This is a genomic window from Rhizobium sp. CSW-27 (assembly GCF_018760785.1).
GTDB lineage: Bacteria > Pseudomonadota > Alphaproteobacteria > Rhizobiales > Rhizobiaceae > Neorhizobium.
The window spans coordinates 1-20835 of record NZ_JAHHZO010000002.1 but is presented as its reverse complement, the minus strand read 5'-3'; the positions used below and the strand labels follow the sequence as shown (position 1 = coordinate 20835).

Here is a 20835-nt window from a genome sequence, read left to right as displayed (position 1 = left end):
ATGCCGGCACGAGCTCCAGCACTATCAGTTGTTTCTCAGGTTATCGCGTGTATTCACGACGTTATTCACCGAAGACGTCGCCGAATTCAGGATAGTCAGGAACTTCGTCAGCTCAACGGCATCAGACGTCGAGACGTAGAGCACATCCTTGTTCTGCATCGGGAACTTCTGGACAGCAAAGAAACCTGCCGGATCCCGGAGATTGGCTCGGAAAATGACGGGAACCTGCTCCGAACGGAACCGCTTGGTATCCACACCAATACTCGAAAGGAAATCGCGGCTGACGACACGGTACAGAAACACAGCCGTTGGCTCTGCCTTGTCATCCAGAAGCCCGCCGGCTTTTGCCAACGCGTCTCCCAGCATCAGATCGGAGTCTTCGAAATCGATACTCCCGCTTTGGCCCGTCACACCGAAAGCAAGAAATGTACGGCGCTCACGCCGCACGATCACGGTATCTCCCGGCTGAACATAGATATTTTCAGCAGAGTTTCTCGCAAGCAGATTGTAGGCAACCGTCGCCTGACGTCCGCCGCGCTGAACCGTGATGGTCGTTTCCGCAGCAGGCCCACTCAGGCCCCCCGCCTCGGAAATCACATCAAGGACACGCTCGCCCGCAGGGCTAAGATCTATTTTCTTCGGAGAGTTTACATCCCCGAGCACTGCGGCTTCCCGCGAACGGCTATCCACGACCGTCAGAACGACCTGAGGTTCGATGGCGCGATTTGCCAGGCGGCTGGCAATTTCGATCTGAACATCATCCACACGACGACCCGCCGCACGAATGGTGCCCGCATAAGGAACAGTAATATTACCTTGGCGATCAACGGTTTGATTGGGAAGCGTAATATAATTGCCGGGGCGAGATCCTGCATCGGCCGGAATGAACAGACCGCCCGCCTGCGCCTCGAAGATTGCAACCTGAACCGTGTCACCCACACCCAGCAGAATATCCGGCACACCGCCACGGCCACCACCGAAGCCCCCGCTCAGACTGCCGGAAGAAGCCTGGGCAACATGCTGCAAAACAGATTCCGTAATATCGACCAAGGCATAGTCGATGCCGACCTTCTGCTCAGGCGAAGCGACCTTGACTGAAGCTCCAGCATCCACTGCCCGCTGATCCGGCCCGGACCGCGGAAGCGTTGTACATCCGGCCAGAAGACTTGCCATAGCAATTGATAAAATACGATTTGCCTTCATCCCCGTCAGTCCCGCCATATCATTGAGAGGTTGCTCATACTAAATTATGGATAGCCTCGCGGCTCCAGCATTTTCTTTCGCACCGCACACTTTTCAAGGAATCCTGAATGTACGTGTAGCAAATAGACAACAACATTATGGTTAATTTTTCATTTCGGAGGAGCTCAAACGTCCGCCACCAATGGATCCAATCATGCCAAGGTAAACAGCCCACCACGTTGCAAAGCCGGGTATTTGCAACGAGAAATCGATAGCCGAATGAATCGCCACAAGAATGATTGACGCTATACCACCGACAACGACAAATCTACGGCTCTTCCGGTTTAAAAGTCCACGGCGCAGCAACTGCATTACTGTGGCAAAGAGAACAAGCACGACCATGATGAAGGGAAGCCCCAAACCGAGCATACCATCCAAATAAACGTTGTGCGCCATGTCCCAGACACCAGTCACCCCGCACGCAGCGTCACGGTAGGCCGGAAAGACGTTGATGAAGGCGCCAGGCCCTGCCCCCAGCACAAGATTGTCGCGGATTGCCGCCAGAATGCCTGGCAACACACAGAACCGACCATCCTCCGACCCCTGAACTTCCGCGCGCAGCACCACACGACCGGCAAAGACGCCGGCGACGATCAGGAGCGCCAGGAGGATGCCGATGATCCTGATAACGCGCGTCTTGCCGTCTTCCGTCGTTCGTGCCGCAAGGCCTGCTTCCGTGTGCGGTGTAGCAGGAAAGAATGTCGCCAGAGTGAACATGGCAAAAAGGGCGATGAACGTCGCCAGAACCCCGCCACGCGAACTTGTCGCCAGCACGGCGCCAAACGCGGCAAAAACCAGAAGAGCCCAGCGCATCGCCTGCGCCGGCGTCCAGCCGGAACGCCGGTAAAGGAAGGGACTCCCCGGGATCAGCTGGAATCGAAAGCCCTTGTAGGTAGACAGCAGCGCAATCAGCGTGACGCCGTAGAACGTCGCCGCAGTATTGCGGTTGACAAACGGGGCCGTCAGATTGCCCAGGTAATATTGCTTGTCTCCGAACATCAAAGAGCGGGGAAACGCGACATACTGGAACAGCGCAAACACCGCCATCAGGCCGCCGGCAACGGCAAACACGCGGAGAGCCCGTTCGATGACGGAGTCGCGCCGGAACAGCATCAGCACCGTCAGGATCGCCATGGCAGGCAGGCTGATCGACAGAATGGCATCCGGAACCGCGCCGGGCATCGGGGAAATGGAGGCGGTGGCTTTGATCCCGAACTCGGGCAAGACCCGCCAGGCAGAATGTCCCGCAAGCCCGAAAGGCGTATCCAGCGTCTGCACCACACTCCACAGCACGGCAAACAGCCAGCAGGCCAGGACCGCCACAAACAGACTGCGCGTCGCCCTGGGCAGCCCCATGGCCAGATAAGCCAAGGCCATGCTTGCGGCCATCAGGATGCAGGCCAGACTGATGGAAACCGGATAGACCGCCCCTTGCGTCAGCATCGTCACCACGACGGAAAGAACAAGCAGGCCCGTCGCAACCTGTCGAAGAACACGTCGCAGAATCGTTTCGTCTTCCGGTTCGGATGAACTGCCGGATCTCTGGCTGCCCGAAACAAATGTCGCTGATTTCGCTACCAACGCACTACGGCCCTTTGCACGGCAAGATGGTCATGTCCCGAAGACTGCGGCAATAAGACTTAGTCCGTTCGGATATTCAAGTGCAAACTGAGTGCAGATCGTCAGGACATGATATTTCGTCGGTTACTGTGCGTTTCTCACCATATCGGGACACATCCTGCCGATTTGCCGAAAAAAGCGGTCATAGCTCAAATTGAAGTGTTCCACTTAAGGCAACATCGCATGCTGCCAGCTTAAAACCGTCCCAGAAAGGCGCAGAGAATTCGATGCGCCGGCAACTTGAACGGGACGAAATCATGAGTCGTGTCCATATTGCATGCGCAGCCGCGCTCCTGATTCTGGCGGGCAGTGCTCCGGCCTTCGCCATCGGTCCGACGGGTCTGGCGGCACCCGCCCCGAAGAAGATCCTGCGGATAGCGGCCGCCAAGCCGACGCTTGCCCCCTTCGCCTTTGTCAGTTTCTGCGTGGCGCATGGAGACGAGTGCAGAACGCGCAACTCCGCTTCCACGCTGGTGCTGACGCCGAACCTGCTGCGCGAACTGAAACGGGTAAATGTCGAGGTCAACAACACCATAACCCCGATGAACGATGCCCCCGGCCGCGATTCCTGGGATATCGACGTGCGCTACGGTGACTGCGAGGACTACGTGCTGACCAAGCGAAGCCGTCTGGCGAAACTCGGATGGCCGGAGAACAAGCTTCGGGTGGCGGTAGCCATGACGCGGAACAACAACGGACACGCCGTCCTCGTCGTCAGCACGGACAAGGGAGACCTTGTCCTCGACAACCGCAACGACGAGATCAAGAACTGGCAGGACACCGACCTGCGCTGGTTGAAAATTCAATCGGATGAAAATCCGATGTTCTGGAACGAAGTATCGGCCGGGCGTTGAGAAGGAACGGAGGGAGAAAGCCCTCCGTCCGGCAGCCGCGCCTGTCGCAGCAGCGGCAAATGCACCGCAGGATGTCAGCTTCCACTTGACCGGTTGTTGAAACTGATCCACCTCAGGATTATTGCGATACTGTTCATCGAATAATCAGCGGCGGCATGACGACACAGAGCGATCAACAGGCCATGGGCAAGTTGCCGCGCCCGAAACGTCGCTGGGCACTGGCGGTCTGGCTGCTGCTGGGAACCGGTGCCACGGTGGGCACGGTGCTGTTTGCCAATGATGCCCGCAACTGGAAACTTCTGCGGCATCGTCTCGGCCTCGACATTCAGCAGCCCGCGGGTGAACACATCCACAAGACCGAGCGCGTCACGCACCGCTCGCGCAGTCCATGGTTCATCAGGAGGCCCGTGCCGCAGATCGTCGCAAATCTGAAACCCGCCATCGATCCGGCGCTGCAATGCAAGATGCTGGCCGAGGAAGAGCAGGAACCGCCGCAGTTCACCGTCGATTCCGACGGCAACTGGCAGTGCCTCGGCTTCTGGTCTGCCGCATCCACGACGGAGGCCGCCTCTGTCTTTCTCCAGGTACGCGGCAATGGACAAAGCGAGATCAGTTCCTGGCGCATGAAGCTCAGCAAGGGCAAGACCGACGGGCAGGCCGTTCTTGACAAGGGGATCGCCATGATGCGGGACGGCATTCGCCCTTTCCCCATCCCTTCTGACCTGCTGGACACGATGCGCCACGACATTGCCCGATGGAATGATTTTTACATGGTCCTTGGCCCCTATGTCGTCACATTTCGGCGGGAACTGCTGGATCCGACACGCTTCAACCTGATTGCGCTCGATCGGCGCGTCGACCATTACCCGATCGCGCCCTCGGCCCAGGCGGTCATCGCGGCAGGACGTCAATTGCGATCGGTTCAGGGAGACGCCATCGCCAGTCCTTAGTCCGTGTCGCGAAGCGCCCTTCCTTGCGGCGCAGATGTTCGTTGCCACTGACATACCGAAATGTGTACAGGGCGCTGCATATTAGGGGCTTGACCATGCCGCGACCCGGAGCCAAGTGTTCAGGATCAGCCTGCGTCATAAGAAGTCATCAAAGAGGCATCATTGTCCGAATGTTCAACAGCCTGGCCCCGCATGCACCCGACTGTGCCGAAAACGGTCGGCCACGGCGCGCGGTATGCCGGCAGGTAATGCGGTGGCAGATCCCGTCGGACAGCCCAAAACGAAAGGTGCAGATTGACGTCATTTAGAAGGCTGATGGACTGGTTCCGCGGAAGGAGCGCTCCGCCGTCACCGCTGGTGTCGCGGCAGCGCCTGGATCTTGGCGAACAGGCACCGGCCTACGCGCTTTACGCCATCGGCGATGTGCATGGCTGCATTCGCGAACTCATCGAAGCCGAGAACCGGATCGCCGATGACATTGCAAGCACCGGCGTGCCGGGCCTCGTGATCCTTCTGGGCGACTATGTCGATCGCGGACCGGATTCGGCTGCCGTTATCAACCATCTCAGCCGCCAGAGCGCGCAGGGATTGCGGCGCCTGGCGCTGTGCGGCAATCACGACGAAATGTTTCTGCGCTTTCTGACCGATCCCCGCAGCGCGTCAACCTGGCTGGATTTCGGAGGACGCGAGACGCTGATGTCCTATGGCGTCAATATCGAACTGGTCCAGCGCCGGGACCGTATCGATTTTGCCGCTCTGCGCCAGTTGCTCGACGATGCAATTCCCCTGTCGCACATGGAATTCATCCGGAAGATGCCCGCCAGCCTGAAGCTCGGCAGCTATGTCTTCGCGCATGCCGGAATTCGTCCGGGCATCTCCCTCGAGGAACAGACCGATGAAGATCTGCTCTGGATCCGTGAACCGTTCCTGTCGCGCGGGCCGGAACTGCCGCTGACGGTCGTCCATGGCCACACCCCCGTCGCTGAACCGGAATTCAAGCCGGGGCGCATCGCTATCGATACCTGCGCCTATGCCACGGGACGCCTGTCGGTGCTGAAGCTCTACCAGGATGAGGCGACCCTGCTTTAGGCAGCCTATCTCTGGAGGGCGCGTGTCGCATCGCCCTCCTGTCGCAGTCTTTCCGGCCGCCTCGCGACGGCGGCAGCGCATAGGCAGCCAGCGCATCGCCGATCGGCGTTTCCATGAAGTGATGGCCTCCCGCAATGATGACGAGATACTGTCGGCCATTGGCCTCATAGGTCATCGGCGTTGCCTGGCCGCCGGCCGGAAGCACGTCGCTCCACAGTGTTTCATCCGTTTGCATGTCGATCGCCCGGATCAGCCCGCCCGCCGCAAACACCAGGCCGATCAGTGAAAGCACGATTGCCAGCAGCCTCACCAGCCTTGGGCCCGCCTTTCCGCGCGCCCGTTCCGCCATGCTCTCCTCCAGCCATTCCAGGGGTGCAACCTGCGCAACCGGAAAGACGATGCAGCGTTCCTGTTCCGGACAGAATGTTGCAGCGGGGCAGGCTGCAGCGCCCGCTCAGCGGTGTTGCTGCCTGCCGGTCGCCAGGTGAAGGCCGTGCAGTTCGGCCTCGGTCAGCGGCCGCAGCTCGCCCTTCGGCAGGTCCCCCAGCGTCAACTGCCCGATCGCGACCCGAACCAGCCGCAGGCAGGCGATGTCCATCGCCTCCAGCATGCGGCGGATCTGCCGGTTGCGCCCTTCGTCGAGAACGATTTCCAGCCAGGCGGTGCGGCCGCCACTGCGAAGAAGATCGGCACGTCTGGCGGTCAGCCGCTCACCGTCATGCTGCAGGCCATCAATCATCGCCCTTAGTTCGGCCTCCTGCGGAACCCGGTCCACCTGCACGTGATAGGTCTTCGGCACATGGGTCTGCGGATCGAGCAGTGCCTGGGCAAACTCCGTATCATTGGTGAACAGAAGCAGGCCCTCGCTTGCCTTGTCCAGCCGGCCGACCGGCGACAGATGGGCGTGATCCTGCCCCTCAAGGCAGGCAAACACCGTCGGACGCCCCTCGGGATCATGTCGCGTCGTGACCAGACCGCGCGGCTTGTTGAGCATCAGATAGACATGACGCTCCGCCTCCACCGCGCGACCGTCCACAGCGATCTGCGAGAGGCCGAGTTCCACCCAGTGCTCCGTATCCCGAACGATCCGGCCATCGACCGTGACGCGGCCGGCGGCAACCAGCGCCTCAGCCTGGCTGCGCGAGCAGAAGCCGAGCTTGGAGAGCGCGCGCGGCAAGGTGGCCCGCTTGCCGCCCTGGGCAGGAGCGGCCGGCCGGCCGGGGCTGGATTTCTGCCGTTTGCGGCTGTCCTTCATCGTCCCATTCCCTGAGCGGCCGTCCGTCGGTTGACCTGCCGCCCTCTGCTATTCTAGAGCCAGAAGACATCCGATGCACAAACCCGCGCGGCCGCTTCCTTCCCATACCTGCCTTTCGGCAATAAGGGAGCCGGCGCCTCTTTGGAAGTGAGAGTGACGTTGAACCAGGACGAAGTGACCCGCGAACTCGTGACCCTGCGCGATTACTGGCGCTATGCGATCTCCCGCTTCAATGCGGCCGATCTCAGCTATGGGCACGGCACCACCACCGCCAGCGACGACGCTGCCTTTCTGCTGCTCGATTCGCTGGACCTGCCGATCGACGCGCTCGATCCCTTCCTCGACGCGCGGCTGCTTGCCGCGGAACGCAGGCTCCTCGCCGAACGGATCGAGGCGCGGGTAACCACCCGCAAGCCCTCCGCCTATCTGACCGGGCGCTCCTATATCCAGGGCGTGCGCTTCCATGTGGACGAGCGGGTCATCGTGCCGCGCTCGCATATCGGCGAAATCCTGTTCAGCGAATATCTGGGCGGCACCGGTTCCGCCGTGCTTCCGGACCCGATGGCCGTCGAAAGCGTCGTCGATATCTGCACCGGCTCCGCTTGTCTTGCGGTTCTGGCGGCAAAGTTCTTCCCGAACGCCGGCGTCGATGCCGTCGATCTGTCCGCCGATGCCCTTGAGGTGGCAAAGCGCAACCTTGCCGAACATGACGTCGCCGACCAGGTGACGCTGCATGCCGGCGATCTCTTTGCGCCGCTGGCCGGGCGAAGCTACGATCTGATCATCACCAATCCGCCCTATGTGGATCACGCCGCCCTCGACGGCTATCCGCCCGAATTCCAGGCCGAACCGCGCATGGCGCATGACGGCGGAGAGGACGGGCTCGACCTCGTCCGCCAGATCCTGGCGCAGGCTGCAGACCATCTCAATCCGGGCGGCGGCATGATCTGCGAGATCGGCTCCGGCCGCGAAATCCTCGAGGAGGAATTCCCGCATCTGGACTTCGTCTGGCTGGAAACCGCCGAATCGCAGGACGCCGTGTTCTGGATCTCAGCAGAGGCTCTTGGGGTCTCCTGATGCCGTTCCCGACGGCCGCCGCCACGCATTGATGCAAGGCCGATACGAGGCTGCCATGCCTTGCCGCCCGAGAGGAATCTGGGGCGGCCGGGGCGATGCGGCGGCCGTTTCTCCAATCCCGGCGACCGGCCCGTCTCGAAATGGAACGCCGCGCGCGTTGCCGGTGCGCAACAGAGCGGCGAAACGTTCGGGGGATAAGCACATCCGGCCGTTGTGATGCCGACGATTCCGACAGCTAATCGGGCTGCCAACCCGGAATGGAGTCGGGATCGTGTCCACGATCGACACACAGAACATCATCTTCTATCTGCCCGCGTCGATGTTCCTGCTGATGGCGTGCAGCTTCTTTCTGCTATGGCGCATCGGACTGGCCTCCGCCTGGCAATGGAGCGCAGGCTTCCTGCAGACCGGCTGCGGCTTTGCCCTGTCGAGCTTTCCGATCGAGCCGAGCTTCGACCAGTTCGTTTCCGGCATTCTCTACACCGGCGCCGCCTACTGCTATGGCAGCGCGATCCTGCTGCATTTCGGCAAGCCGCTCCTGCAGCGGGCGCGATGCCTGGTGGCGCTCGGCTTCCTGCTTCCTCACGGTCTGCTGGTGCTGGTGGTGCCCCGCCTGCGCTGGGACCTGTTCTTGATCGAGATCGTCTTCGCCACGCTTATCGGCATGGTGATCGCGAAGGTTGCCAGAGAGGCGAAACGGCCGGCCGACAGGAGCCTTGTCTTTTCCGGTCTGCTGGTGGTGCTGGACTGCCTGGTGCGGGCCATCGTCTTCACCTTCCTCTATCCGACCAGCAACGAGATGGGCGATTTCCTGCATTCCGCCTACAACATCTCCGTGCATGTGACGACGATCACCGTCTGTCTGCTGTTCCCTTTCTCCGCCGTGGCGGCCATGGCGGCGGCAGCCGTGCAACGGCAAAGGATGGTGGCCGAGCACGATCCGCTGAGCGGCCTTCTCAACCGCCGCGGCTTCGAGGCCGCCGTCAGTTCCCTGCGGGGCGCCGAGCATCGGTCCGGTGCAATCATCCTCTGCGACATCGATCGCTTCAAAAGCATCAATGATGCCCATGGCCATCTGGTCGGTGATCGGGTGATCGTGGCCGTGGCGCAGGAATTGTCCCGCCATGCGGGCGACAAGGCGCGGGTGGGCCGCTTCGGCGGCGAGGAATTCATTCTGTTTGTCCTCGGCGCCACCGAGCCGGAGGCCAGGGACCTTGCCGAACATCTGAGGCTGCAGTTCGCCGCGCGGCGCTGGACGGAGGCTGGCCTCAGCCGCCCGATCACCGTCAGCTGCGGCATCGCCACGGTTGCGCCGGGCGAAGACCCGCTTGACGAAAGCATCGACCGGGCCGACCGGGCTCTCTATCTGGCCAAGGCCGCCGGCCGCAACCGCGTCCGCCTTGCATCCGCCCAGCCTGAGCGACAGGTGGACAGGGCCGTCTGACGATCGGAGATCGGCACACGCGCCTGCCCGCCTGCGGTCAGGCCTGAAGCGGCGCGAAAACCCTTTCACGCATGCGCTGGAAATCGGCCTTCAGTGCCTCGTAATCGTCATGCGCCATATAGCCATTGTCACAGAGGTGGCTGCCCGGGTGAAACAGGTGCCGCCGTATGGTTTGCGCCGCGTCTCTGTGCCTCTCCAGCCACCCATTGACTTCGTAGGCTGTCCAGATCTGCCGCTCGTTGAGCGTGTCCGGCCCGATGAAGGTCTTGATGACGAAATCGGCCTTCGTCTCGGAGCAGAGTCCGCCCTCGGTCACCTTGCGGTTGAGAATGCGGAAATAGCCGCCGGGAAGCTTTTCTTCCGTCCGCGCGATGAAGCGTCCGATCAGAAGTCCGTCTGCGAATGGGATATGCATGTCCGTATCGATCAGGGCCCCGGTATCGGAATCGAGTGCGAGGGAGGGAAGAATGATCGTATCGACCAGACGCTGACCGATCGCCCTTATGGCTTCCCGCCGGGTGCCGCAGCGTTGCAGCAGCCGCTCGGCGGCATGTTCGAAGAAACCCACGACGGTATCATGGGCGCACATCTCGACATTCTTGCGGTTGCCGTTCGAGGTGAACACGGCAAGCCGCATGAGATGATGCGCCTCGCCGGGCACCGGGATCGGGCGGATCCAGAAGTGCAGCATGTCATAGGCGCCCGAATTCGGCCGGCCCCGGGTCGGCGGCGTCAGCACCAGATCCGCGTAGAGCGAGCTGTAGGCATGCCCGGCCTTCTGATGCAGGGCCTCTGCCACCGCCGCCAGTTCATCCGGGCGCAGACGGCTTTCGGTGCGGAAACGGGGGGCAATCCCTTCCATCAGGGTCACGAACACCTCGTGGCCATGTTCCTGCAGGGTTTGCTTGAGCGTGCGCGCTTCCGCCCTGACCAGACCTTTCGACAGACGCTCGTCTATGATGACCAAAGCGGCATCCCTCCCCGGCAATCATTGCCTGGATCATGATGATTTCCTCTTTTGCCAAACAGGCTCGCCGGGACCGAACGGCCCGTCCGGCATCTCTCTGTCTGCAGCTTCCGCACGGCCTGTCAAGTCGGCAGGGCCGACCGAACTCCCTGCCGAACCGCAGCAAGACAGGCGACCATACCTGGACGCCGCGCACGCAGGCAGGCACAGAGAGCGATGACGTCCCTCTGGCGAAGGCCTTTGCTCCGGCGAAGGACGGCCGGCGCGCAGCGATACCGCCGGCCGTCCCCCCTCGAAGCGCCCTCACTGACTGCGTTGGATCATCAGTTCCTTCAGCTGATCCGCAACCGCGCCAAAGCGGTTCAGCGGCACGATGAAGACCACGGGTTTCTTGCTGGAAGCCACCCGTGCGTGAACCTTCAGGACCTGGCCAGCGTAGAGTGCCGCGATCATCGCGCCGGTCCAGCTGATATCGACCATGCAATCCCGGCGCCCGAAACCGTGCAGGGGCATCCTGGCGCCCGCCGGGGCATCATCGATCTGAATGCGGGCGCCATCCGCCAGGCGCAGCCCGGCAGGAAGCACGATCCGCCCGACCATATGGTCGCTCGACATCCATCCGAGTTCCATCACAATGCCCGCCAGGGCCTTTGCGCGATCCTCGTGCCTGTACTGCATCATCGGCACGCCCCGGGGGCCGACATGCGTGATCTCCCAGTCGGCGCAGGGTTTTGCCCCAACCACCGCGCCGCCGGATGAGGGAACCATCGGCACCATCACGGTGCCTGACAGCAAGAGAGATGAAGGCGAGACCGCAAGTTTCGACATTGGCATTTCCTCCTGTATTACCGCATCTCGTTTCCGCCTGGCTGGCCGGGGCGATGCAGGTCAACCGGCAAGCAGGGGCGTGTCGGACGAGGCACAGGCCTCGCGGCGACAGTCGGACAGGAGGATGGATTGCCACGCCGGCAGCGCCAGGCCGCCGATCATGCAAACAGCTCGCCGGCGATCTGGTGAACGCGCCGGAAGGCCGCTTCCGCACCGGCAATTGCCCGGCACTCCTGATCTTCCGTCAGGGGGATGGCATCCAGGGCTGCCGTGAACGTGCGCCAGTGCAGGCCGCGGCCTTCGGGTGCGCCGGCGAGATGCCGCGCGCCGAAGGTTTCGCCAAGGCCAAGCCGGCCTGCGTCCTTCAGCAGGAAGGCGGCGCCGAGATTGGAGCCTTCCACCACATAGAGCCAGCCCAGCGCCTCGGCGATATCGACGGCACTGTCGCCCGACAGCATCGGCGGCGCATCGATCCGGGGCATGGCAAGACCGAGATCGGCAAAATCCCGTTCGATCAGGAGGAGCCTTCGCCGGCCGGCGAGATCCGGCAGCATCATGTCGAGCCGCTCGTCGAAGAACAGGCAGTCCAGATCGCGATGAAAGACATATTGCAGCATCAGAAACAGGCCGTAGCGTTCCCGATCCGCGAAAGGATCGGCCGCCATGATGCGCTGATCGATGCGCTCGTGCGCGACGCGGGTTGCAGCCTTCAGGCGCCTGGTGCGGCTGGCTTCCTTTTCCTGCGGCCGTTCGGCCAGTTCGGCGAGGGTCATGTCGGTCCTTTCTTGAACATTCAATGCGTCACGAGCGGTCATTCCTCGCGGAATGCCCGGTTGATCTGGTCGGAGAGCGGTTTGACGAGATAGGAGAGCGCCGTGCGATCGCCGGTCCTGATCATGGCTTCGGCCGGCATGCCCGGCACCAGCGTCAGGTCCTTCAGCTTCGCAAGTTCCTCATGCGGAACCTGCAGGCGGACGAGATAGTAGGAGGCTCCGGTCCGCTCGTCGGTGGTCAGGTCGGCGGCAATGCGGCTGACATGGCCGTTCAGTTCCGGCGTCGTGCGCTGGTTGAAGGCCGACAGGCGCAGCACCGCGCGCTGGCCGGGCTGGATCTGGTCGATATCCCTCGGCGCGATCTGCACCTCAAGCGCCAGATCGTCGCCCTCCGGCACGATCAGCATGATGGGATCGGCGGGATTGACGACGCCTCCGACCGTGTGGACGGCGAGCTGATGCACCACGCCCGCCTGCGGGGCAATGATGTCGATCCGCTTCAGCTCGTCCTCGGCCGCCACCTTCCGCTCGACATATTCCCCGAACTGGGCCTGCACCTCGCGAAGCTCGCGCCCGACTTCGGTCTTCAGATCCTGGTCGACGGAGAGGATCTGCAGCCTTGTTTCGGTGATCTTGCCGCGGGCCTGGGCCTGGTAGGCGATCTTCTCGCCGCGCTCGCCGCCATAGGTGGCGGCCTGGGTCTTCAGACTGTTGAGACGCTGGACGGACACGATCCCCTGCTCGTGCAGGCCCTGCTGCGAAACGATCTCTTCTTCCAGCACCTTCAGGCCATCCGCATAGGCGATTTCCTGGGCCTTCAACCCCTCGATCTCGTGTTCATATTGCGCAATGCGCTCGGCGAGCTGGGCCTTCCTGCCCTCCCGCGACTGCTTGCGGAACTCGAACAGTCGCGTCTCGCTGTGGATCGCCGAGGCGAGGTCGGCGCTGTCACGCCGGTCAAGCAGCCAATCGGGAAAGGCGATCACCTCCAGATCGTCACGCTCGGCCTCCAGCCGCGCAAGGCGCGCGGCAAGCTCGTCCAGCCGCTTGGTGACGATGGCAAGGCTGGCGCGTGTCTGGGTGGCATCCAGGCGCATGACGACCGCACCAGCCTCCACCCTGTCGCCTTCGCGCACCCGGATCTCTCCGACCACGCCGCCGCTCGGGTGCTGGACCTTCTTGACATAGCTGTCCACCACGAAATGGCCGGAAGCAACGACTGCGCCGGACAGGCTGGTTGCCGCAGCCCAGCCGCCGATGCCTGCGACCAGCGTGACGCTGGCGACAAGCCCGATCCTCAAGTGACGGCGAATGGAACGGGACACATCCTCAACGCCTGACATCCGGCTCCTCCTTATCATTGCCCGTCTCGACGTGCTCTGTCCGTTGGAGAGGATCGGCGACAACCCGCAGCGGGGTCAGGCCGTGGCCCGTCACCGCAAAACCCTTGCGCGCCGCCGGCGGTGCCGCCGGAGCGGCCTTGAGGACCTTTGACAGCACCTCGTCGCGCGGTCCGAATGCCTTCTGCCGCCCGTTCTCCATCACGAGCACGAGATCGACCACACCAATGGCACTCGGCCGATGCGCGACCACGACGGCGATCCCGCCGCGCTCGCGCACCGCGGCGATGGCGCTCACCACGGCCGCTTCACCTTCCGCATCCAGATTGGCATTCGGCTCGTCCAGCACCACCAGGAAGGGATCGCGATAGAGCGCGCGGGCAAGACCGATGCGCTGGCGCTGGCCGGCCGACAGGGCTGACCCCGCCTCGCCGATCGGCGTGTCGTAGCCCTTTTCGAAGCGCAGGATGAGGTCGTGAGCGCCGGCGGCCCTTGCTGCCGCCACGATCGCCTGCGGATCGGGATCGTCATCGAAGCGGGAGATATTCTCGGCAATGGTTCCGTCGAACAGTTCGACGCCCTGGGGCAGATAACCGATGTGCCGGCCCAGCGCTTCGCGATCCCATTGCTCGAAACTCGCCCCGTCAAGCCGCACCTTGCCGGCAATCGGCGACCATGCGCCGACGAGAACGCGCGACAGCGTCGATTTCCCGGACCCGGATGCGCCGATGATGCCAAGCGCGCTGCCGGCCGGCACGGCAAAGTCCAGCCCCATCACGGTCGGCTTCCGCTCTCCCGGCGGCGCAATTGCGATGGCTTCGGCGCGCAGTTCGCGTTCCGGCTTCGGAAGGGCTGTGACAGATGCGTCCGGCGGCAGTTTTCCGAGCAGGTCGCTCAGCCTCTCCCAGCTCTGGCGCGCCATCAGGTAGGGTTTCCAGCTGGCAATGGCCAGATCGACGGGAGCCAGCGCCCGGCCCATCATGATCGAGCTGGCGATCATCACACCGCCCGACGCTTCCTGCTCGATCACCAGCCAGGCACCGACACCGAGGATGGCCGACTGCAGCATCACGCGCAGCGCCCTGGAGATCCCGCCAAGGCCGCCGGCCACATCGCCGGCCTTGCGGTTGGCGGCAAGATAATCGGCATTGGCCTTGCTCCAGCGCGCGCCGATTCGGCGGCCGAGCCCCATGGCCTGCACCACTTCCGCATTCCGGCGGCCGGCTTCCATCAGGCCATTTCGCACCATGTTGGTGGCGATGGTGTCGCGGATCGGCTTTTGCGACAACACATTGGTGAGCGCCGTCAGCGACACCAGAACGATGGCGCCGACAAGCGCCGTCATGCCGATCCAGACATGGAACAGAAAGCAGAGACCGAGATAGAGCGGCATCCAGGGCAGGTCGAACAGGGCGGTCGGCCCCTGACCGGACAGGAAGCCACGCACGTTGTCGAGATCACGCAGCGGCTGCAGGCCGTCACCCTGCATCCGCGTCAGGAGCGGAAGACGCACCACGGCGTCATGAACCCGTCCGGACATCTGCAGGTCGAACCGCTCGCCGATCCGCAGCAGCACGCGCGAGCGGATGATGTCCAGAAGGGCCTGGAAGGCGTAAAGCCCCGCCGCAAGCACGGCAAGACCGAGCAGCGTCGGGACGCTGCCGCTCGATAGCACGCGGTCATAGACCTGCAACATGAACAGAGGACTGGTCAGCGCCAGCACGTTGACCACGCCGCTGATCAGGGCAATGCCGATCATGGTTCGCCGGAGAGGCAAGACCACCGCCGCAGCATGAAGCTGCGACGGTGTCTGCCGTTGGAGATCCAACAACATCATGCGTGCCACTTAGACAAGGATGTCAGCGGAGCTGAAGTCCATGCTGAAGGTAGCAGCAGAATGACCGGTCAGAGTAACCGAGCCGCCGGACCACGTAATGACTGCATCACCGGCGGCATTCGCGGTAACGGCGCTTGCGACGTCGGTGAAGGAGGTGAAGGCCGTTACCGACGAGAAGTCGATGAGGTCGTCGCCGATTACGAAGTCGGTGATCGTATCTGCCCCATTGCTCGTGCTGAGGAAGACAAAGGTATCCTCACCGGAATCCCCGAAGAAGGTGTCCGATCCTGCGAAGCTGTACTGGGTGTCGTCGCCGGTCGTGCCATACTGTTCGGTACCGACGATTCCCAGGTAGCTGTAGAGGCTTGCTGCGGATGCGGTGCCCGCAGTACCCATCAGCTGATAGATGGCGTAGTTGAAGGTGGTGTTCGGCGTGGCTCCACCGAGATCGATCAGAAGTTCGACGGTGTCGATGCTGTAGGGGGTGCTACCGCCGCCCGACAGGCCTTCGCCGAAGGTAAGCGTATTGACCGTACCGACAAAGCCGCCATTCGCCGGATAGGTGAACGATCCTTCCAGCAGAACGGCTTCGACCGGTCGGCTGCCGCCTTCATCACCGCCTGCCCACTGCGAGAACGGCGTTGACGCCGGGTAAAAATCGCCGTGTCCGGAGAGGGGATCGAGAGCCGTCCACGCGGTGAGATATGCCTTGATGTCCTCGGCGCCGGCATACTGGTAAATCTTTGCAACCATGTCATTTCTCCTTGTGTCTTGGTCCATCCCCATGATGGAGCCGTCCTTCCGACGAAGCGGAAGGAATTCCTAGAATCTGATGTTCAGTGAAAGCGTCGCGGTGCGGCCGGGTGCGGGGTAACTCGCAGCCCCCAGCGCCGGCAGGTAGGCGACATCCGTGACATTGTTCACCGCGAAGCGCAGCTTCGTGTTTTCGTTGATCGCGTAGGAACCGTATATGTCGAGGGTCGTGTAGCTGTCGGTTGCATAGGCGCTGAGCAGGGTCTGCATGGTGCCGATCTCCTGCTTCTGCGCATCAACATGCGTAACCCTGGCGCCAATCGTCAGCGTTTCCTCAAGGAACCGAACCCCTGCATCCGCCGTGAAGCGGTATTTCGGAACCCCGAAGATGACATACTGCCCCGTATTGTATGAGGTACCGTTATAGGTGTACTGCGAGGCGTAATCCGCGTCCGTGTAGGTGAACGAACCGCCGAGATAGTAGCGCCCGGCATCGTAATTGCCTTCCAGTTCGATCCCGCGCATCCGGGTCGTGCCGTCGAGATTGACGTAGGAGGCATACTGAACCGCACCCAGATCGACCGTGCCGAGGGCGATGTAGTCATCGACCTCGCGATAGAAGCCCACGACCTTCGTCCGGACGCTGTCGCCGGCCTGAAATACGTTGTCCTGCGAAAAGTTGACCCCCAGCTCGTAGGTGTTGGCGGTTTCGGCACCAAGATCCGGATTGGGAGCATTGGCCGGACCGTATGAGCCCACATGCGAGCCGCCAATGAGCGCCTCCATGATCGTCGGCGGGCGGAAACCCTCGGTGTATTTGCCGAAGATCTGGACGCTGTCGAACGGCTTCACCGCAATTGTAGCGGTTGGCAGCAGCTTGGAATCGGAGACTGCGACGTGAACATCCTCTGTCGGATATTCATAGGAATAATAGGCCGGATTACCCCATACGCGGCATCGGATACCATCGGAATAGTAGCGTAGGCAGTTTGATGGCGGATTATAAACCTGCACAGGCTCGCTGAATACCGTGGAGGTTCCCGACAGACGATAGTAATCGTATCGCAATCCGCCGGAGAGCGTCAGCCAGTCGTCATGGTCCAGCGTGGCGTTGGCAAAGCCGCTGATCATGTCCCGCCGCCCGGAGGGGTTCGAACCGCTGTACCACAGGGCCTGGTTCGGATCAGCGGCGATGGCAGCTCCGGTCACGGTGGTTTTGCCGAGATCGCGGAAGGCCTCCATGCCATAGTTCAGAGACAGGTCCCCGAAGGGGAGTGCAAACCGGCTGGTGTTCTCGATGCTGCCGCCGAACGTCTTCATACCGTAGTTGACATTGGCGTCGTCGACGCCGTCTGTTCTCTTAGGTCTGAATTCATCGTTCTCGACACGGTTCAGCCAGAGCCTCGCCTTCAGATCGATGAGTTCGCTGTCCGGATCCCAGCCGAATGCGGCAACGAAGGTGTTGTTGGTGACATCCTCGGTATCTTCGCGCAGGCTGCCCGACGTGGTTGTGTCGGTTGTTCCCTGGCTGAAGGTCGAGCGATAATGCAGCCAGCTCAGGTCGAGCGTGGTATCGTCTGTCGGTTGCATCTGCGCCTTCAGGAGGCCCGAGGTCGTTCCCGATCCGGTGAAGATCGGCTTGTCCATGCCGAGGCCTTCCCAGTCGCCCCCGACGGAACCGTTCTTGCCGATCTCGTATTCGCCCAGTTTCTTTCGGCTGATGCCGCCGACCAGGGCAAAACTGTCCGACAGGCGCACGGCCGCCGATCCGGACCCCGAGAAATGATATTCATTGGTCCCAATCGTCAGATCGGTCTCGGCACCCGACTGCTCGCCGTCGCGGATCAGGTCGTCTGCCTCAATCGTTCTGAAGTTGACGGAACCGGCCAGCGCGCCCGCACCGCCCGCGCCCGAGGTGCTGCTTTTCTCGACCTCGATGGAACGGATCAAAGCCGGATCAACATAGGTCAGGCCCGAGGAGCCATGGCCGGCGCGCTGGAAGTTCTGGCGCGCACCGTCAATCATCGTGACCACACGGTTCTGGTCCTGCAGACCGCGAATGTTGACGTTGAGACCCTGGTTCTGATTGCTGTCGCCGGACACCAGCACGCCTGCCGTGTTCGCCAGCAGATCGCGGGCATTGCGTGCCGACGCGTTCCGGATGGCATCGCGCGAGACCACGCTGACGCTTGCGGGCTCCTGATAGACCCAGTCCGGCGTCCCCTGATAGCCTGCGCCCGTCAGTGCGTTGCGCCCCATATTACCGGTGACCAGCACCTGATCCAGGACGACGGAATCTTCCACCATCGTACCGTCGGCCGGCTGTTGCGCCCCGATCAGGGCCGCCGTACCGTTTGCCGACAGGCGATAGGCAATGCCGGTGCCGTCCAGCATCCGGGCCAGTGCCTCCGCCGGCGAAAAGCTGCCGATCACGGCTTTCGTCTGGATGCTGCCCGCAGTGGCCAACGACAGCGTCACCTGCAATCCCGACTGGCGGCCGAACGCGCTGATGGCGCTGGCCAGCGACTGAGCCGGAATATTGAACGCTCGCGTTTCCCCCGGTCCGGACTGGGCGGTCGCCGTGGCCGCTGCCGTCTGTGCCGAAGCCGGCATTCCCCCACACAGGGCAGCCAGCGTCGTCGTAGCCAGCAATGCCGCGCGGCAGTTCCATGACCTGCGCTCTCCCCGTTGATGTCTGCTGCGAACACGACACGCCATCACTCTCTCGTCTCTCCTGCCTTTGAAGTTGGGAAATTACTTGAATTTTCCACTCAACAAAGAGACGATTGCCGCGCGATTTTTTTTCACGCTTTTCGCGATTTTTTTCCAGGTGACTGAAATCACGGGTGAAATTGCAGCGCGCGCTCAGAAGCGGGCGATGATCCGGGCCAGGTTCGATACGGTGTGAACCTTGCCGCCATAGGGTTCAACCAATGCCTCAAGCGCCCGGTCGGGTGCACGCAGGTCGTAGAAGCCGGTCACGGTCTGGCGGGCAAGCACGGGGTCGGGAATGGTGATCCAGGCCGGATGGTAGCGCTGGATCTGCTCTATCACCGAACCGATCGTCTGGTTTACGACATAAAGCCGTCCGGTGCGCCAGCTGCCGATGTCTTCGAGCGCGATGCTCTGCTTGCGCATCGCCCCTGTGCTGGTGTCGACCAGCAGCATTTCGCCCGGAACCAGCGTCTCCGGCGGCGCGGCGGATGCAGAATCGACAGAAGCCCTGACGCTGCCGTGTTCCAGCGCGACCGAGGTCAGCCTGTCGCTGATCTCGACGTCGAAGGCGGTGCCGAGAACCTGCACCGTCACGCTGTTCGCATCAACGACGAATGGCCGCTGCTGGTCTGGCACGACATCGAAGAAGGCCTGCCCCTCCAGGAGCACCACCCGCCGGCGGTTGCCGGAAAAATCCGTTGCGATCGCGCTCGAGGCCGCAAGCTGCACGGTGCTGCCGTCCGCCAGGGTCACGGTGCGGCTCTCCGCCGTCGCGGTCCTGTAGTCGGCGCGCAACAGGATGAGCACGCTCGGCAGAAAGACCGCGAACAGACAGAGTGCGGCGCCGGTGATGGCGGCCAGCATTCCCCGGGAACGCCAGGCAGAGCGCCGCGGCATCGGCCTGGTTGCGGACGCGACACCTGCCCCGGAACGGGGACCATTCTCCCAATGTTCGCGATATTGCGGCTCGGTGCCGCCGAAGGCCTGCCAGGCCCGTTGCGTACGCTGCCAGGCCAGCCGGTTCCTGCCGGACGCAGCCAGCCATGCCTCGAAATCGGCCCGGAGCCGATCATCCTGCGGCGTCTCCTGAAGCTGCAGCAGCCAGTCTGCCGCCTCCTCCAGGATCTGCGGGGGAAGCTCGATCTTTCCGTCAGAGTTAACCGTCATGAGGCTCAAGCCTGCTCCAGTATGTCATGCTGCATTGCCCCGGCACCTGTTCCTGTTCAAGAGACGATCAAGGCGAAGATTTTTTTCATCGACTGCCGGCATTTCAGGCAGGGGTCACTTCATTTTCGCCGCGAACTCCGCAAGCGCCGCCTTGATCAGCCTGTGCACGCTGGCAACCGAGATATCCAGATGGGTGGCGATCTCCTCCATCCTGTAGCCGCCGAAGCGGTGCATCTCGAGAGCAATGCGGGTGCGCGCCGGCATCTGCGACAGCACCGCCTCCACGCTACGGATCTGCTCGCAGAAAAGCGCATGATCTTCCGGGCTTCCATGATCCTGCGGCAGGCCCCAGAAAGGCGTGTCATCGGGTGAATGACGCAGATCATATCGCCGCCGCTTGCGCACATCGAGTGCAAGATTGCGCACGATGCGCAGCAGATAGGGCTTCAGCTTGTCGGGATTGTCCGCGTCTTCGGGAACGAATTTGAGAAAGGCTTCCTGAACGACGTCCTCGGCATCGGCACGTGACCCGAGTATCGGCGTTGCATAGTTAATCAGATCGATGCGGTGCGCGAGATAGGCCGTATAGCGCCTATCGTCTTCCTTGATGCCCATACCGTGACCGGACGCTGAAATACTGGAAATTCAAAAGGATTGTCAGATGGGGGCGATTACAGCGCCGGTCCCCCACCGGATGTCGCCGAAAACACCGATGAGCCAAAGAATACTTGACCCTAAAAGTCAAGGAATATTTCCGCGCGACCTGGCACGGCACGCATCGGGAAGACAGCTAAAACGTGAGCGCGACGAACAGGCCACCTTTGCTTTTCTGACCAAGGCCGCGAGATATGCTCCTTCATCGACAGGAGCGGAACGGGATGGTTGGAGATGGCGCTGATGCCATGCTTGAAGTCATGGATGAAG

General features: G+C 62.2%; 19 protein-coding genes. 5 read left to right on the top strand and 14 right to left on the bottom strand.

What is annotated here, in order from left to right; genetic code table 11:
* Positions 1–24: 24 nt before the first annotated feature.
* Positions 25–1221, bottom strand: a complete 1197-nt coding sequence (locus KLP42_RS03675; RefSeq protein ID WP_252192754.1) for a polysaccharide biosynthesis/export family protein — start codon at positions 1219–1221, stop codon at positions 25–27.
* Positions 1222–1344: 123 nt separating this feature from the next.
* Positions 1345–2823 (bottom strand): O-antigen ligase family protein, encoded by a 1479-nt coding sequence (locus KLP42_RS03670; protein WP_215564850.1) that lies wholly within the window; start codon positions 2821–2823, stop codon positions 1345–1347.
* A gap of 266 nt (positions 2824–3089) precedes the next feature.
* Between KLP42_RS03670 and KLP42_RS03665 the strand changes: the two genes are divergently transcribed.
* From KLP42_RS03665 to KLP42_RS03655, 3 genes are all read left to right on the top strand, one after another.
* The gene (locus KLP42_RS03665; protein WP_215564849.1) at positions 3090–3716 is read left to right on the top strand and encodes a transglutaminase-like cysteine peptidase; all 627 of its coding nucleotides are present in this window, start codon (positions 3090–3092) and stop codon (positions 3714–3716) included.
* A 155-nt stretch (positions 3717–3871) separates the two neighbouring features.
* Entirely contained in the window at positions 3872–4666 is a 795-nt protein-coding gene (locus KLP42_RS03660; protein WP_215564848.1) for a DUF6030 family protein, read from the top strand.
* Positions 4667–4981: 315 nt separating this feature from the next.
* Positions 4982–5755 (top strand): metallophosphoesterase, encoded by a 774-nt coding sequence (locus tag KLP42_RS03655; RefSeq protein WP_215564847.1) that lies wholly within the window; start codon positions 4982–4984, stop codon positions 5753–5755.
* Here the strand turns inward: KLP42_RS03655 and KLP42_RS27380 are convergent.
* The gene (locus KLP42_RS27380; protein WP_502941262.1) at positions 5679–6104 is read right to left on the bottom strand and encodes a hypothetical protein; all 426 of its coding nucleotides are present in this window, start codon (positions 6102–6104) and stop codon (positions 5679–5681) included. The two genes, KLP42_RS03655 and KLP42_RS27380, sit on opposite strands and share 77 nt — an antisense overlap.
* Positions 6105–6209: 105 nt before the next feature.
* On the bottom strand, positions 6210–7010 hold the full coding sequence (locus KLP42_RS03650; RefSeq protein ID WP_215564846.1) for a pseudouridine synthase: 801 nt from the start codon (positions 7008–7010) through the stop codon (positions 6210–6212).
* Positions 7011–7163: 153 nt separating this feature from the next.
* Here KLP42_RS03650 and prmB point away from each other — a divergent pair, with 153 nt between their 5' ends.
* Complete coding sequence (gene prmB / locus KLP42_RS03645) at positions 7164–8087, top strand: 50S ribosomal protein L3 N(5)-glutamine methyltransferase (RefSeq protein WP_353844801.1); 924 nt, start codon at positions 7164–7166, stop codon at positions 8085–8087.
* Positions 8088–8358: 271 nt separating this feature from the next.
* Positions 8359–9531, top strand: a complete 1173-nt coding sequence (locus tag KLP42_RS27235; RefSeq protein ID WP_215564845.1) for a GGDEF domain-containing protein — start codon at positions 8359–8361, stop codon at positions 9529–9531.
* 37 nt (positions 9532–9568) lie between these two features.
* Here KLP42_RS27235 and KLP42_RS03635 read toward each other — a convergent pair whose 3' ends face one another.
* From KLP42_RS03635 to KLP42_RS03590, 10 genes are all read right to left on the bottom strand, one after another.
* Positions 9569–10498, bottom strand: coding sequence for a hypothetical protein (locus KLP42_RS03635; RefSeq protein WP_215564844.1), 930 nt, complete (start codon positions 10496–10498; stop codon positions 9569–9571).
* A gap of 303 nt (positions 10499–10801) precedes the next feature.
* Entirely contained in the window at positions 10802–11326 is a 525-nt protein-coding gene (locus KLP42_RS03630) for an invasion associated locus B family protein (protein ID WP_215564843.1), read from the bottom strand.
* Positions 11327–11484: 158 nt separating this feature from the next.
* Complete coding sequence (locus KLP42_RS03625) at positions 11485–12099, bottom strand: biliverdin-producing heme oxygenase (protein ID WP_215564842.1); 615 nt, start codon at positions 12097–12099, stop codon at positions 11485–11487.
* A gap of 38 nt (positions 12100–12137) precedes the next feature.
* Complete coding sequence (locus KLP42_RS03620; protein WP_215564841.1) at positions 12138–13442, bottom strand: HlyD family type I secretion periplasmic adaptor subunit; 1305 nt, start codon at positions 13440–13442, stop codon at positions 12138–12140.
* Positions 13429–15273 (bottom strand): type I secretion system permease/ATPase, encoded by a 1845-nt coding sequence (locus KLP42_RS03615; protein WP_215565403.1) that lies wholly within the window; start codon positions 15271–15273, stop codon positions 13429–13431. The genes KLP42_RS03620 and KLP42_RS03615 overlap by 14 nt, the downstream gene beginning before the upstream one ends.
* Before the next feature lie 12 nt (positions 15274–15285).
* Entirely contained in the window at positions 15286–16029 is a 744-nt protein-coding gene (locus tag KLP42_RS03610; RefSeq protein ID WP_215564840.1) for a M10 family metallopeptidase C-terminal domain-containing protein, read from the bottom strand.
* A gap of 69 nt (positions 16030–16098) precedes the next feature.
* Positions 16099–18642, bottom strand: a complete 2544-nt coding sequence (locus KLP42_RS03605; protein ID WP_252192753.1) for a TonB-dependent receptor — start codon at positions 18640–18642, stop codon at positions 16099–16101.
* Between the two features lie 252 nt (positions 18643–18894).
* The gene (locus tag KLP42_RS03600) at positions 18895–19911 is read right to left on the bottom strand and encodes a FecR family protein (protein ID WP_215564839.1); all 1017 of its coding nucleotides are present in this window, start codon (positions 19909–19911) and stop codon (positions 18895–18897) included.
* A 114-nt stretch (positions 19912–20025) separates the two neighbouring features.
* Positions 20026–20526, bottom strand: a complete 501-nt coding sequence (locus KLP42_RS03595; RefSeq protein WP_215564838.1) for an RNA polymerase sigma factor — start codon at positions 20524–20526, stop codon at positions 20026–20028.
* 119 nt (positions 20527–20645) lie between these two features.
* Positions 20646–20835: hypothetical protein (locus KLP42_RS03590; protein ID WP_215564837.1), on the bottom strand; the 190-nt coding region annotated here is incomplete at its 5' end.